Origin of the sequence: Phenylobacterium sp. (assembly GCF_004799515.1) — a bacterium.
Classification (GTDB): Bacteria; Pseudomonadota; Alphaproteobacteria; order Caulobacterales; family Caulobacteraceae; genus Phenylobacterium.
Genome location: NZ_SSMX01000054.1, coordinates 83,730 through 97,515, shown reverse-complemented (window position 1 = coordinate 97,515; position 13,786 = coordinate 83,730). Strand labels below are relative to the sequence as shown.

Annotated in this window: 14 protein-coding genes; 9 read left to right on the top strand and 5 right to left on the bottom strand. The window is 70.1% G+C overall.

All coding sequences use genetic code 11. The annotated features are described in order from the left end of the window. The first annotated feature begins 5 nt into the window (after positions 1-5). Complete coding sequence (gene pseB, locus E8A49_RS21825) at positions 6-1,055, top strand: UDP-N-acetylglucosamine 4,6-dehydratase (inverting) (RefSeq protein ID WP_293386410.1); 1,050 nt, start codon at positions 6-8, stop codon at positions 1,053-1,055. 1 nt (position 1,056) lies between these two features. Then, positions 1,057-2,220 carry a UDP-4-amino-4,6-dideoxy-N-acetyl-beta-L-altrosamine transaminase gene (gene pseC, locus E8A49_RS21820; protein WP_293386409.1) on the top strand — a complete coding sequence of 388 codons (1,164 nt, stop codon included), beginning with the start codon at positions 1,057-1,059 and terminating at the stop codon, positions 2,218-2,220. On the opposite strand, the gene E8A49_RS21815 is transcribed toward pseC, so the two are convergent. Next, complete coding sequence (locus tag E8A49_RS21815; RefSeq protein ID WP_293386408.1) at positions 2,217-3,923, bottom strand: hypothetical protein; 1,707 nt, start codon at positions 3,921-3,923, stop codon at positions 2,217-2,219. The genes pseC and E8A49_RS21815 overlap by 4 nt on opposite strands. 191 nt (positions 3,924-4,114) lie before the next feature. On the opposite strand from E8A49_RS21815, the gene E8A49_RS21810 reads away from it, so the two are divergent. The 5 genes from E8A49_RS21810 (at position 4,115) to E8A49_RS21790 (ending at position 7,672) form a co-directional block, all read left to right on the top strand. Then, complete coding sequence (locus E8A49_RS21810) at positions 4,115-4,828, top strand: response regulator transcription factor (protein ID WP_293386407.1); 714 nt, start codon at positions 4,115-4,117, stop codon at positions 4,826-4,828. Next, positions 4,797-6,422 (top strand): stimulus-sensing domain-containing protein, encoded by a 1,626-nt coding sequence (locus E8A49_RS21805; RefSeq protein ID WP_293386406.1) that lies wholly within the window; start codon positions 4,797-4,799, stop codon positions 6,420-6,422. The genes E8A49_RS21810 and E8A49_RS21805 overlap by 32 nt, the downstream gene beginning before the upstream one ends. A gap of 4 nt (positions 6,423-6,426) precedes the next feature. Next, the gene (locus E8A49_RS21800) at positions 6,427-6,885 is read left to right on the top strand and encodes an HPr kinase/phosphorylase (protein ID WP_293386405.1); all 459 of its coding nucleotides are present in this window, start codon (positions 6,427-6,429) and stop codon (positions 6,883-6,885) included. 78 nt (positions 6,886-6,963) lie between these two features. Continuing rightward, positions 6,964-7,368: a PTS sugar transporter subunit IIA gene (locus E8A49_RS21795; RefSeq protein ID WP_293386404.1), complete on the top strand. Its 405-nt coding sequence runs from the start codon at positions 6,964-6,966 to the stop codon at positions 7,366-7,368. 25 nt (positions 7,369-7,393) lie between these two features. Next, positions 7,394-7,672, top strand: a complete 279-nt coding sequence (locus E8A49_RS21790; protein WP_293386403.1) for an HPr family phosphocarrier protein — start codon at positions 7,394-7,396, stop codon at positions 7,670-7,672. A gap of 124 nt (positions 7,673-7,796) precedes the next feature. Here the strand turns inward: E8A49_RS21790 and E8A49_RS21785 are convergent, their stop codons facing one another. From E8A49_RS21785 to E8A49_RS21775, 3 genes are all read right to left on the bottom strand, one after another. After that, the gene (locus E8A49_RS21785) at positions 7,797-8,558 is read right to left on the bottom strand and encodes an ABC transporter permease (RefSeq protein ID WP_293386535.1); all 762 of its coding nucleotides are present in this window, start codon (positions 8,556-8,558) and stop codon (positions 7,797-7,799) included. Positions 8,559-8,578: 20 nt separating this feature from the next. Further along, positions 8,579-9,508, bottom strand: coding sequence for an ABC transporter ATP-binding protein (locus E8A49_RS21780; RefSeq protein WP_293386402.1), 930 nt, complete (start codon positions 9,506-9,508; stop codon positions 8,579-8,581). Between the two features lie 85 nt (positions 9,509-9,593). Further along, positions 9,594-9,932 (bottom strand): hypothetical protein, encoded by a 339-nt coding sequence (locus E8A49_RS21775; RefSeq protein WP_293386401.1) that lies wholly within the window; start codon positions 9,930-9,932, stop codon positions 9,594-9,596. Between the two features lie 175 nt (positions 9,933-10,107). Between E8A49_RS21775 and E8A49_RS21770 the strand changes: the two genes are divergently transcribed. Continuing rightward, on the top strand, positions 10,108-11,160 hold the full coding sequence (locus E8A49_RS21770) for an acyltransferase (protein ID WP_293386400.1): 1,053 nt from the start codon (positions 10,108-10,110) through the stop codon (positions 11,158-11,160). Here the strand turns inward: E8A49_RS21770 and bioB are convergent. Further along, positions 11,157-12,131 (bottom strand): biotin synthase BioB, encoded by a 975-nt coding sequence (gene bioB, locus E8A49_RS21765; RefSeq protein ID WP_293386534.1) that lies wholly within the window; start codon positions 12,129-12,131, stop codon positions 11,157-11,159. The two genes, E8A49_RS21770 and bioB, sit on opposite strands and share 4 nt — an antisense overlap. Before the next feature lie 110 nt (positions 12,132-12,241). On the opposite strand from bioB, the gene E8A49_RS21760 reads away from it, so the two are divergent. Continuing rightward, positions 12,242-13,708 carry a CYTH and CHAD domain-containing protein gene (locus tag E8A49_RS21760; RefSeq protein WP_293386399.1) on the top strand — a complete coding sequence of 489 codons (1,467 nt, stop codon included), beginning with the start codon at positions 12,242-12,244 and terminating at the stop codon, positions 13,706-13,708. The last annotated feature ends 78 nt before the right edge of the window (positions 13,709-13,786 follow it).

Below are 13,786 nucleotides of genomic sequence, written 5' to 3'. Positions count from 1 at the left end.
GCGCCTTGGGCCGATTTGCGCCGACCAACCTCGACCTCGACGGCAAGGTCATCCTGATCACCGGCGGCACCGGCTCTTTCGGCCGGCGCTTCATCGAGACGGTGCTGACCCGCTGCCAGCCGCGCAAGCTGATCGTCTATTCGCGCGACGAGCTGAAGCAGAGCGAGATGCAGATCGACCTCGCCGAGCGCTTCGGGCCGGAGAAGCTCAGCGCCATGCGCTTCTTCCTGGGCGACGTGCGCGACCGCGAGCGGCTGACGCTGGCCCTGCGCGGCGTCGACGTGGTGATCCACGCCGCGGCCCTGAAGCAGGTGCCGGCCGCCGAGTACAACCCCTCCGAATGCATACACACCAACGTCCTGGGCGCGGAGAACGTGGTCTGGGCCTGCCTGACCAACCGGGTGAAGCAGGTGGTGGCGCTCTCCACCGACAAGGCCTGCAATCCGGTCAACCTCTACGGCGCGACCAAGCTCGCCTCCGACAAGACCTTTGTGGCGGCCAACAATCTCTCCGGCGACATCGGCACGCGGTTCTCGGTGGTGCGCTACGGCAATGTGGTGGGCAGCCGCGGGTCCGTCGCGCCGCTCTTCCAGCGGCTGATCGCCCGCGGGGCGACGGAGCTGCCGATCACCGACATTCGGATGACCCGCTTCTGGATCACCCTCAACGAGGGTGTCGACTTCGTGCTCTCCTCCCTGGGCGTGATGCATGGCGGCGAAATCTTCGTGCCGAAGATCCCTTCGATGAAGATGACCGACCTGGCTGCCGCCATGGCGCCGGGCCTGCCGATCAAGGTCGTGGGTATCCGCCCCGGCGAGAAGCTGCACGAGATGATGATTGGCGTCGACGACGCCCGCACCACCGTCGACCTGGGCGACCGTTACGCCATCGAACCGGCCTTCGTGGAATACCGCCGCGATCCCCTGGCCGGCGGCAAGCTGGACGAGGGCTTCAGCTACGCCAGCGACACCAACACCGACTGGCTCTCCGGCGAGGGCCTGCTGGCGGTGCTGAACGAGGGCGGTCCGCAGCGCCGCCGCCGTGCGGCCGACTAGGATGGCGGGCCCGGTGCTCCCCTATGGCCGCCAGACCATTGAGGACGACGACGTTGCGGCTGTCGTCGAAGCGTTACGGGCCGACTTCCTGACCACTGGCCCGATGGTCGCCGCCTTCGAGGCCGCCTTCGCCGAGACGGTGGGCGCGCGTCACACGGTGGCCTGCGCCAACGGCACCGCGGCCCTGCACCTCGCCATGCTGGCGCTGGACATAGGGCCCGGCGAGGCGGTGATAGCCCCGTCGATCACATTCCTCGCCACGGCGAACTGTGCCCGTTACGTGGGCGCTGAGGTGGTGTTCGCCGACGTCGATCCGCAAAGCGGCCTGATGACGCCGGACACCCTCGCCGAGGCCCTGACGCGGGTCGGCGAACGGCGCCTGCGCGCGGTCCTGCCGGTGCACCTGCGCGGCGACGCGGCCAACCTGCCCGAACTAGCCGCCCTGGCGGGCGAGGCCGGGGCGGTGCTGGTGGAGGACGCGCCGCACGCGCTCGGCACGACCATGAGCTTCGGCAATGTGGCTGAGCGGGTGGGCGACGTGCGCCACGCGGCCATGGCCACCTTCTCGTTCCACCCGGTGAAGACTATCGCCACCGGCGAGGGCGGCATGGTCACCACCAACGACCCGGCCCTCGCCGAGCGCCTGCGGACGATGCGCAGCCACGGCATGGTCCGCCCGGAAGGCGCCGATCCCTGGTGGTACGAGATGCCGGAGCCCGGCTTCAACTACCGCCTGCCGGACATCCTCTGCGCGCTCGGCCTCTCGCAGCTGAAGAAGCTGCCGAGGTTCGCCGCCCGCCGCCGCGCGCTGGCCAAGGCCTATGACGCGGCCCTCGCGCCCCTCGCGCCGGTGGTCCAGGTCGCCGCGCGGCCCGCCTGGAGCGACCCGGTGCTGCACCTGATGTGCGTGCTGATCGATTTCGAAGCCGTGGGCCTGACCCGCCGCGAGGTGGTCGAGCGCCTGCGCGAACACGGGGTCGGAACGCAGGTCCACTACATCCCCGTCCACCGCCAGCCGTATTACCGCGCGCGGTACGGCGCGCTGGACCTGCCGGGCGCGGAGGCCTGGTACGCACGATGCCTGAGCCTGCCGCTCTATCCGGGGATGGCCGACGCGGACGTCGGGCGAGTGGCCGAGGCGTTGCGGGCGGTGCTGGGGCTCTAGGCCGCCAATGCCGCGTGCTTCAGCAGGTCGCGGATCGCATCCACCTGGTCCGGCGCCGTGGTGAGTTCGGCGCGGGTGTCGGGGGCGCGGGCGAGCTTCAGGGCTTCGGCGCGGGCGCGGTCGGCGGCGGGGCCGAGCGGGCAGGTCTCACCGCTGGCGATCTTCAAGAGGGCGGTGAGGCGGCTGAGCGCCGGGGTTGAGGCCTGGGCGGTCGAGGCGACCAGCCGGGCGTCGGCTTCGACCATGTCGCCGATCTCGCCCAGCTTGAGTTGGATCGGCCGGTAAGCCTCCTCGATCAGGCCGCAGCGGGCGACGGCGCGCTGCAGCTTGGCCAGCCCCGCCAGGCGCGGCGCTGGATGGTGCGTCTCGCGGTTTTCGCGCTCGAAGCGCAGGCTGAAGATCAGCGAGGAGAGCCAACGGCCCGCCTCGCGCTTGTTGGCCGCGCCGATGATGTTCTCGGTCAGCCAGATCAGCGCCTCAGCCTCGTCCTGCACCTCGTTGTCCTCGCCGAGGTAGACCTCCACGAAGTCGCGGGCGACCAGCATCTTGGAGCGCGCCCCGAAGGCGGCCTGCACCTGATCCAGCGGCAGGAGCTTGCCCGAAGCGGCGGTGAGCGCCATGGCCAGGCCGCGGATCACGTCGATCTCGCTCACCGGGTCGGTGGGGCGCAGGCGGCGCTGGCCGCCCAGGTCGCGCAGGATGCGCTGGCCGATGGCGGCGCGCACCCCGGTGAAATCCTCGCAGTTCAGCCACTTGGCCAGCCGCTTGGCGCGGGCCGACAGCTCCGGCATGACCTTGGCGACGGAGGGTTCGAGCTTGACCAGCTGGTCGACCACGTCGGCGGCGGCCAGCCGGCTCATGGCCGCCAGCCGCCCGCCGAGGTCGAGGCTTCCGCCCACGACGTTGTCGAGGCCCTTCTCGTGGCGGACGATCTCCTCCAGCGGCTCGGCGATCACCGCCAGCGCCAGGGTCCGCGCCGCGCCCTGCTCCGGCGCCTTGTCGGCGAGGTCGAGCAGCAGGCCGACCTTCTCGCTCCAGCTCTCGCCGGGCGCGAGGCTGGCGGCCACCGCGCAGCCCAGGCGGTAGGCGCCCTCCGGGTCTCTGACGAGGTGCTGGGCGGTCTTGGCGAAGGTCTCCGGCGTCACCTGCGGCAGGCCCTTGCGCGCATCGCGCATCAGCCGCTCGATGGCCCGCTCGCTCAGGCTCTTGAAGACGGCGGTCATCTCCGCGACGGTCGAGCCCCGCGAATGAGCCTCCGGCGTGGCGATCTTCTGGACGGCGTGGGCGATCTCGACGCCGCTGGCCTCCAGCTGCTCGACGAGGTCCGGGCGGTGCAGCAGTTCGAAGGGAGTCGCTTCGTGGCGCTCCAGCCAAGTCTCGAGCAGACGGCCGATACGCTCGCGGGCGTGGCAGGTGTAGAGGTCCTGCGGCGAGACGCAGAGCGGCTCGGTGGGCTCCGGCGCGCGGATCTTGCGCCGCTGTTCGGGGACGCCCAGGGACAGGATGGTCAGGGACTGGAACTCGCCGGTGGCCGGATCCAGGATTTCGCGCATCACCCTGACGGCGGCGGCCTGGCCGCGGCGCATGATGTCGTTGGCCTCGTCGAGAGCGGTTTCGCGCACGTCGGTGGCGGTTTTCAGGGCCCAGCTCGAGTCCGGATAGCGGCGGACGAAGACCTCGAAATGGACGTTGGCGGTGGGCATTCAGGCGCTCTCCAGTGAACCGGAAGCTAGGGGCGAAGCTTTAAGGTCCGATTGACCGCGCTAATCGTGGGTCGAAATATCGAGAAACGATATCGCCCCATTGAGGCCACGGTGCGGTATGACTAGCTTCGCCGAAGACGGCGCAATGACCTGACGGCCCCGCCGAAGACTTGAGGAGACCTGCGACCCCGATGGCCAAGATCACCCTGGTGGATGACGACGAGAACATCGTCACCTCGGTCAGCCTGGCGCTGGAAAGCCATGGCCACACCGTGAAGGCCTATTTTGACGGCGCTTCAGGCCTCGCCGCGCTCGAGAACGAGCCGCCGGACCTGGCCATCCTCGACGTGAAGATGCCGCGCATGGACGGCATGGAGGTGCTGCGCAGGCTGCGCCGGACCTCCGACATGCCGGTGATCATCCTCACCTCCAAGGACGAGGAGATCGACGAGATCCTGGGCTTCAACCTGGGCGCCGACGATTACATGCACAAGCCGTTCAGCCAGCGCCTGCTCATCGAGCGGGTGAAGGCGGTGCTGCGCCGCGCCGGCGTCGAGGGCGAGGAGCCGCAGGCTCCGGCCCAGGCGGGCGCGGAGGGCACGCGCGCCATCAAGCGCGGCAAGCTGACCCTCGACCCGGCTCGCCACGACTGCCTGTGGGACGGCAAGCCGGTGAAGCTGACGGTGACCGAGTTCCTGCTGCTGCAGTCGCTGGCGCAACGGCCCGGCTTCGTGAAGAGCCGCGATAACCTGATGGACGCGGCCTACGACGATCAGGTCTATGTGGACGACCGCACCATCGACAGCCACATCAAGCGCATGCGTAAGAAGTTCCGCGATGTGGACCCTGAGTTCGACGCGATCGAAACCCTCTATGGCGTCGGCTACCGCTACCGCGAAACCTAAGCCCGAGGCGGGGGCGCCATCGGAAAGCCGGCGCGCCCGGCCGACCTGGATCAGATTCCCGGGGTCGCGGCTTGGCGGCCTGATCTTCGCGCTGAACCTCGTGGGCCTGGCGGTGCTGATCGCCGGGGTGCTGGTGCTGGACGCCCGCCGCCAGGGCCTGATCAACGCGCGCATCGACAGCCTGACCACCCAGGGCGAGCTGATGGCGGCGATCATCGACCAGGCGGCCACCGAGGGCGAGCCGCAGCCGGCCATGGACCCCAGCTACGCCAGCCTCACCCTGCAGATGCTGGCCAATCCCAAGGCCCAGCGCGCCCGGCTGTTCGACGCCCAGGGCCAGCCATTGGCCGACAGCGACGTGGTCGCCGACCGGGTGGAGGAGCGGACCCTGCCGCCGGCCCGCGCCCGCGCCGGCCAGGGTCTGACCCAGGGGCTGTCCCTGGGCCGGCCGCCGCCGCAGGACATGGGCCGCGGCCAGGCGCGCGCGGCGCTGCAGGCCGAGGTCATGCGCGCCCTGCACGGCCAGCACGTGGCGGGCCTGCGCCGCGACGAGGAAGGCCGCCGGGTGGTGTCGGTCTCCATCCCCATCCAGCACGTCCGCGCGGTGCTGGGGGTGCTCACCCTGGAGGCCAACGACGTCGACGCGATCATCGCGCGCGAGCGCCAGGCGCTGATCCCGTTCATCCTGATCGACGTGGCAGTGGCGCTGGCGTCCTCGGTGCTGCTGACCCAGTTGATCGCCCAGCCGGTGCTGCGCCTGGCGCGGGCCGCCGACCGGGTGCGGTTGGCGGGCGCGCGGGCGATCTCGCTGCCCGACCTGGCCGGCCGCCGCGACGAGCTCGGCGACCTCACGCGCAGCCTGGAGGCCATGACCCGCTCGCTGAGCGAGCGGATGGACGCCATCGAGAGCTTCGCCGCCGACGTGGCGCACGAGATCAAGAACCCGCTCACCTCCCTGCGTTCGGCGGTGGAGACCCTGGAGCTGGTAGGCGATTCCACCGCGCGGGAACGGCTGTTGCGCATCCTGAAGAACGACGTCCAGCGGCTGGACCGGCTGGTCACCGACATCTCCAACGCCTCGCGCCTCGACGCCGAGCTGTCGCGCGATGCGCCCAAGCCCTTCGACGTCGAGCGGCTGATCGGCGATATCGTCGGCCTCTACCAGGCGACCGCCAAGCCGGGGGACGTCACGGTGGTCTTCCACAAGCCGGGCGTGATCGACCCGGTGATGGTGCAGGGCCGCGAAGGCCCGCTGGGTCAGGTGTTCCGCAACCTGATCGACAACGCCCGCTCCTTCTCGCCGCCGGGCGGCCAGGTGGTTGTCGCCCTGCAGCGCGCCGTGGGGCGGGTGATCGCCACGGTGTCGGATTCCGGCCCGGGCATCCCGCCGGAGAACCTGGAGACGGTGTTCGAGCGCTTCTACACCTCGCGGCCCAAGGGTACGGCCTTCGGTGGCAACTCGGGCCTTGGCCTCTCCATCGCCCGCCAGATCGTCGAGGCGCATGGCGGGACGCTGAAGGCCCAGAACCGCATCGTCGATGGCAAGGTGATCGGGGCGATCTTCCTGCTCTTCCTGCCGGAAGCGAAGGGCTGACGCCTTGGCCGGGGCGGGAACTGGCGGCGAGATTCGGCATGCCGGCCTGATCGCCCGGCGGTTGGGCGGCGTCTGGCTGGGTGTGCTGATCGAGGGGCCGTCCGGGGCGGGCAAGAGCGACCTGGCGCTCCGGGCCCTCGATCGGGGTTTCCGGCTGGTGGCCGACGACCGGGTGGCGCTCTGGGCGGTCGGGAACCGCCTGTTCGGCCGTGCGCCGCCGGCCCTGGAGGGCCTAATCGAGGTGCGCGGCCTTGACGTGGTGCGCGTGGACGCCCTGCCGTTGGCGCGGGTGGCGCTGGCCGCCCGCTGCGGGACGCCGGAGCGGCTGCCGGACCCGGCGGAGACGCGAATCTGCGGGGTGTCCCTGCCGCGGATCGAGATCGATCCCCGCGAACCGTCGGCGCCTGCGAAACTCAGTCGCGCGCTGACCCTCTTTGACGCGGCGCACAAGAGGCGTATTTAGCACGGCTTCGCGGGACGGGTTCTTGACCGCGTGGGTGGGGATACCCTTGGAACAACATCGCAAGTTCGGGCCGCGCGTATGATCGGGCTCGTGATCGTCACCCACGGGCGGCTGGCGGAAGAGTTCGTCTTCGCCATGGAGCACGTCGTGGGCCCGCAAGCCGCGGTCGAGGCTATCTGCATCGGCCCGGAAGACGACATGGAGCGGCGCCGCAAGGACATCCTGGCGGCCTGCGAGCGGGTGGACACCGGCGCGGGCGTCATCCTGCTCACCGACATGTTCGGCGGCACGCCGTCCAACCTGGCGATCTCGGTGATGGAGCAGACCAAGGCCGAGGTGATCGCCGGGCTGAACCTGCCCATGCTGATCAAGCTGGCCTCGGTGCGCAGCCGGCAGAGCCTGGAGGAGGCGGTGGCCTGCGCCCAGGAGGCCGGCCGCAAGTACATCTCGGTCGCGTCCTATGTCCTGGCCGGCGAAAAGTGATGGGCTGGCGAGAAGTGAGCTGGCGGTGAGCGAAGGGGCGGCCCGCACCGTCGAGATCGTCAACAAGCGCGGCCTGCATGCGCGCGCCTCGGCCAAGTTCGTCAAGACCGCCGCGGCCTTCGACGCCGAGGTGAAGGTTTCCAAGGACGGCCAGACCGTCGACGCCCGCTCGATCATGGGCCTGATGATGCTGGCCGCCGGCCCCGGCTGCTGCATCGAGATCGAGGCCGAGGGCGCGGAGGCCGAACAGGCCGTCGAAGCCCTGCAACAGCTGGTCACCGCCAAGTTCGAAGAGGACGAGTAGGGGCCTAATTCCTCCCCTTTCGGGTGAGGTGGCGCGAAGCGCTGGAGGGGGTCATCCCGGATCGCTGAGAACCCCCTCAGTCAGCTGCGCTGACAGCTCCCCCAACGGGGGAGCGACTTGGGTGTCAGGTCTTCAGCCGCCAACCGGTGCGGAAGACCCAGGTCACCGCGGTCAGGCAGGCCAGCAGGAAGGCCAGCGTCATCAAGAGGCTCATGCCGACGCCCACGTCGGAAACCCCGTAGAAGGCCCAGCGGAAGCCGCTGATCAGGTAGACCACCGGGTTGCCGAGCGCGATCTGCTTCCAGGGGTCGGGCAGCATGCTGATCGAATAGAAGCTGCCGCCCAGGAAGGTGAGCGGCGTGATCACCATCATCGGAATGATCGACAGCTTCTCCCAGCCGTCCGCCCAGATGCCGGTGAGGAAGCCGAACAGGCTGAACGTCACGCTGGTGAGCGCCAGGAAGGCTAGCGCCACCAGCGGGTGGGCGATGTCGTAGGGCACGAACAGCCGCGCGGTGATGGCGATGATGATCCCCAGCATCACCGACTTCGACGCCGCCGCGCCGACGTAGCCCAGCACGATCTCCACCGCCGAGATCGGGGCGGACAGCACCTCGTAGATCGTCCCGGAGAACTTCGGCATGTAGATGCCGAAGGAGCCGTTGGAGATGCTCTCGGTCAGGATCGACAGCATGATCAGGCCCGGCACGATGAAGGCGCCGTAGCTCACCCCGTCCAGCGCCGGCATGCGCCGCCCGATGGCCGCGCCGAACACGATGAAATAGAGCGAGGTGGTGATCACCGGGGCGGCGATCGACTGGATGATGGTGCGGAAGGTCCGGGCCATCTCGAAGCGGTAGATGGCGGCGATGGCGTGCACGTTCACCGGCGCGTTCTTTGGGGCGCTCATGGGCGGCTCCTCACCAGGCTCACGAAGATCTCCTCGAGCGAGCTCTGCTCGGTCTTGAGGTCCTTGAAGTCGAGGCCGCGCTTGGAAAGCTCGCGCAGCAGCTCGGCGATGCCGGTGGTCTCGGCCTGGGCGTCGAAGGTGTAGACGAGGTCCGCGCCGCCGTCCGCCAGGGTCAGGTCGTAGGCGGTCAGGTCCGGCGGCACGGCGGCCAGCGGCTCCTGCAGGTGTAGGGTGAGCTGCTTCTTGCCCAGCTTGCGCATCAGCTCGGCCTTGCCCTCCACCAGGATCAGCTCGCCCTTGGAGATGACCCCGATGCGGTCGGCCATCTCCTCGGCCTCCTCGATGTAGTGGGTGGTCAGGATGATGGTGACGCCGTTCTCGCGAAGGCCGCGGACCATCTCCCACATGTCGCGGCGCAGCTCGACGTCGACGCCGGCAGTGGGCTCGTCCAGGAACAGGATCTGCGGCTCGTGGCTGAGCGCCTTGGCGATCATCACCCGGCGCTTCATGCCGCCGGACAGCGCCATGATCTTGGCGTCCTTCTTGTCCCAGAGGCTGAGGTCGCGCAGCACCTTCTCCAGGTAGGCGGGATTGGCCGGCTTGCCGAACAGGCCGCGGCTGAAGGTGACGGTGGCCCAGACGGTTTCGAAGGCGTCGGTGGAGATCTCCTGCGGCACCAGGCCGATCTTGGCGCGGGCGGCGCGGAAGTCCCTCACCACGTCGTGGCCGTCGGCGATCACCCTGCCGGAGGTGGGCCGCACCAGGCCGCAGGTGACCCCGATCAGGGTGGTCTTGCCCGCCCCGTTGGGGCCAAGGAGGGCGAAGATCTCGCCCTTGTCGATGGTGAGGCTGACGTCCTTCAGCGCCTGGAAGCCGCCCGCGTAGGTCTTCGACAGGTCTTCGACTGAGATGATCGGCTGCGGCATTCGTCCCCCGGATCACGCAGATAGGGCCCGAAGGACGGTTCGGCTAGGCCGGGGCCGACAGGCGGCCCGACAAATGCGGCGAGCGTCAGACCTTGATGTCGACGGCCACGCCGGTCTTCTTCTCGGTGGACTCCTGCACCTTCTCCTTCACCAGCTCCCTGATCTTCTCCTCGAGTTTGGCGCGGTCCTGCGGAGTCATGTTCTGTTCGTCCTGCGGGGTCACCCCCAGATCCTGCATGATCTGCGCGCGCATCTGCTGCGCCGGCGTCATGTTGGCCCAGTCGAGGAACTGCTGCTCGGCCTGGCTGAGCCCGGACGTGGATCCGCCGGCGCTCGAGCCGGCGCCCGGGCTCGAGGGCGAGGTCGGCGCGGGGGAGGATGTCGGCAGGCTGGCGCCATAGGCGCCGCTCGGCGGTATCTGCATGCGGTCTCCCTCCCGGACCGCGGGCCTGCAAGAAACGTGCGACAAAATGACCGTTAGATTTCAAAAGCTCCATCCCGGCTGACACGGGACCCCGGCAAACTTCGCCGAGTCGATTCCTGGCGTCGGTCGCCGACGGATGGGATAGCTGGCGGCGGAGGATCGTCGAATCGCCGCCATGCCACCGCCGCAAGACAGCAGCGCCGATCTGCGGCCGGACGTGCGGCCCGAGCACTGGGCGCTGCTGGCGGCGACCCGCTTCGTCCTGGCCTCGGTGGTGGTGGCCGGTCACTCCCGCTTCGCCCTGACCGACGCGGCGGCGAGCGCCGCGTCGTCCACGGCCATGGCGCTGGGCGGCGGGGTGGCGGTGATCGGCTTCCTGGTGATCTCCGGTTTCAGCATCGCCCACAGCGTCCAGCAGCCGCACGGCTTCTACGCCCGCCGCTTCGCGCGCATCTGGCCGACGCTCCTGTTGTCGGTGGCCCTGTTCGCGGGCTTGATCTGGACCTTCCACCGGCCCGGTCGGCCCGATCCCAGCCTGCTCGAGGTCGTGGGCGTCCTGGCCTTCCTGAACGGCCTGGTGTTCGCCAACTGGTACGGCCCGACCTGGAGCCTCTCCATCGAGGCGCTGTTCTATGGCGTTGCGCCCCTCTTGCGGCGGCTGCCGGTCACGGTCCTGGCCGGCCTGGTCGCGGGCTCGGCGATCGCGCACTGGCAGGCGAGCGCCTGGCTGGGCGTCGCCTCCTATCCCGACGCCCTGCACGGCCGCGCGCCGCTCGGCCTCTTCTGGGCCTGGGGCCTGGGCTTCCTGGTGTTCCGCGAGCGGCGCAAGGCGGTGGCCGGACCGCTCTGGGGCCTCGTCCTCTGGCTGGGCGGCGGGCTCCTGATCTGGCGGTTCAACCCCGAGGGCGGCGCCCTGTGGCCGGCGACCTGGACGCTGGCCGCCCTGGCCGTGGGCTTCGGCGGCGCCGTGCGGTTCAGCTCGGACGGCTTGCGGCGGGGGCTCAACTACCTGGGCGACCTCTCCTATCCGATGTTCCTGCTGCACATGCCGATCTTCTTCCTGATGGGCCGGCTGGGCCTGCGGCAGGGGCTGGTGGGCGCGATCGCCGTCCTGGCCGCCTCGGCGCTCTGCCTGCACCTCGTCGACCGGCCACTGCGCGCGCACGTGGCCCTGGCCCTGGAGCGGGCCGGGGCGCGGCTGCGGCGCAGGCTCTGGGTTAAAGCCTAGGCGGGGACCGCGGCCTTCGGCGTCATCGGGCGCATCTTGAGGTCGGCGAGCAAGGCGTCGTCGCTGTTGCGGCCGGGATTGTTGGTGGTCAGCAGCCGCGCGCCCACGAAGATCGAGTTGGCGCCGGCCAGGAAGCAGAGGCTCTGCAGCTCGCGGCTCATGTGCTCGCGCCCGGCGGCGATACGCACCACCGACTTCGGGCAGACCAAGCGGGCGACGGCGATCATCCGGACGAACTCCAGCCCGTCCACGGGCTCGGAACCGCTCAGCGGCGTACCCGGGATCGGCATCAGGTCGTTGATCGGCAGGCTTTCCGGATGGCTGGGCAGGGTCGCCAGTTGGTGGAGCAGGCCCGCGCGGTCGGCCCGGGTCTCGCCCATGCCGACGATGCCGCCGCAGCAGGTGGACATGCCGGCCTCGCGCACCGCGGCCAGGGTGTCCAACCGGTCCTGATAGGTGCGGGTGGTGACCACCTTGTCGTAGTAGTCCGGGCCGGTGTCGAGGTTGTGGTTGTAGAAGTCGAGGCCGGCGGCCTTCAGCGCCCTGGCCTGGTCCACGGTCATCATGCCGAGGGTGGCGCAGGTCTCCAGGCCCAGGGCCTTCACGCCGCCGATCATGGCGGTCAGTTTCGGCAGGTCGCGGTCCTTCACGTCGCGCCAGGCCGCGCCCATGCAGAACCGCTGCGCCCCGCCGGCCTTGGCCTCGGCGGCCTGGGCGATCACCGCGTCCGGATCCATCAGCTTCGAGGCGGTCGTCGCGGTCTTGAAGTGCTGCGACTGGCTGCAGTAGCCGCAGTCCTCAGGGCAACCGCCGGTCTTGACGGAGAGCAGCTGGGAGAGCTGGAGTTCCGCCGGATCGAACCAACGCCGGTGCGTCTCGGCCGCGCGGAACACCAGCTCGGTGAACGGCAGCTCGAACAGGGCTTCGACCTCGGCGAGCGTCCAATCGTAGCGGGGTTGCGCTGGATCAATGACGCCATCGGCCGGGTTGGAGTTGAACGCGTTCAAGACAGGCTCCTGCGGATAGGCGGGGAGCCGACATAGCTTGCCCCGGAGGCAGGCGGCAACAGGCGGCGGACCAGATGGACGACGATCGCGAAATCGAGCTGAAGTTCTCCTGCGGCCCGCAGGACCTGGCCGCCGTGCTGGCCGCCGCCCCGGCCGGCGACGACGAGACCCGCGAGCTGATCAGCGTCTATTTCGACACCGCCGACCTGGTCCTGCAGAAGGCCGGCGCCTCGCTCCGGGTGCGCGAGCACCTGGGCCGGCGGGTGCAGACCCTGAAGCGCGGCCGCGGCCTGGTGCGCGAGGAGCATGAGGCGCCGATCGAGGGCCTGGCGCCAGACCCGGGGCTGGAGCCCCTGCCCGACCTGCTGCCCAAGGACGCGAGTCTCAGGCCCGCCTTCAACGTCCGCGTCAGCCGCCGCCAGCGGACCTTGCGCTACCGCGGCGCCGAGATCGAGATGGCGCTGGACCAGGGCGAGGTCTCCGGCGGCGAACGCAGGAGCCCGATCTGCGAGGTGGAGCTGGAGCTGCGCTCAGGCTCGCCCATCGCCCTCTTCGCCCTGGCCCGCGAACTTTCGGCCGCCGCCCCGCTGTACCTCGCCTTCGAGAGCAAGGCCGCCCGCGGCCAGGCCCTGGTCGCCGGCGCCGCGCCTGGCGCGGCGAAGAGCGAGAAGGCGGACTTCGACGCGGACGCGACGGTGGGCGAGGCCTTCGCCGCCATCGCCACCGTCGCCATGGCCCAGATCGCCGCCAACGCCCAGCTGCTGCGCGCCGCCCCGGACGCCGAGGCCGTCCACCAGCTGCGGGTCGGCGCGCGGCGCCTGCGCAGCGCCCTTTCCACTTTCAGCCCGGTGCTGGAGGGCGAAGGCCTGGAGACGGTGAAGACCGATCTCAAATGGCTGAGCGGGACCTGCGACCTGGCCCGCAACCTTGACGTCTTCGCCGAGGAGACCGTGGGTCCGGCCGAGGCCGTCGACACGCCGCCGCCCGGGGTGCTGGCCCTGCGCATCGCGCTCGACGCCGCGCGCCGCGCGGCCTGGGCGAAGTCCGCCGAGGCCGCGGCCTCCGAGCGTTTCCGCGCCCTGATGATCGACGCCGCCGCCTGGGTGGCGACCGGGGACTGGCTGGCCGGCCACGGGGCGGGCGAACCGGTGAAGCCCTTCGCGCGCAAGGCGCTGAAGCGCCGGCTGAAGACCCTGCACAAACGCGGCCGTGACGCCCGCAAAGGCGACGACGCCGCGCGCCACCACCTGCGGATCGAGGCCAAGAAGCTGCGCTACGCCTGCGAGGCCTTCGCGGGCCTGTTCGGCGAGAAGCAGGCCGGCCGCTACCTGCGCCACCTGAAGGGGTTGCAGGAGACGCTGGGGTCGCTGAACGACCTGGTCACCGCCGAGCCCCTGCTGGCCAAGCTCGGCCTGCCGGCCGACGCGGCCTTCGCGGCGGGCGAGCTGGTGGGACGCAAGGCCGCCGGCAAGGCCGAGCTGGTCGCCCAGGCGGCCAAGGCGCTGGACCGGCTGGAGGCGGCCGAGCCGTTCTGGAGCTGAGTTCAGGTCTTATCCTGCACATAAAGAAGTCTTTATATGATTTCTTGCGCCGGCCCGGAGGCGCGGCTATAGAGCCGC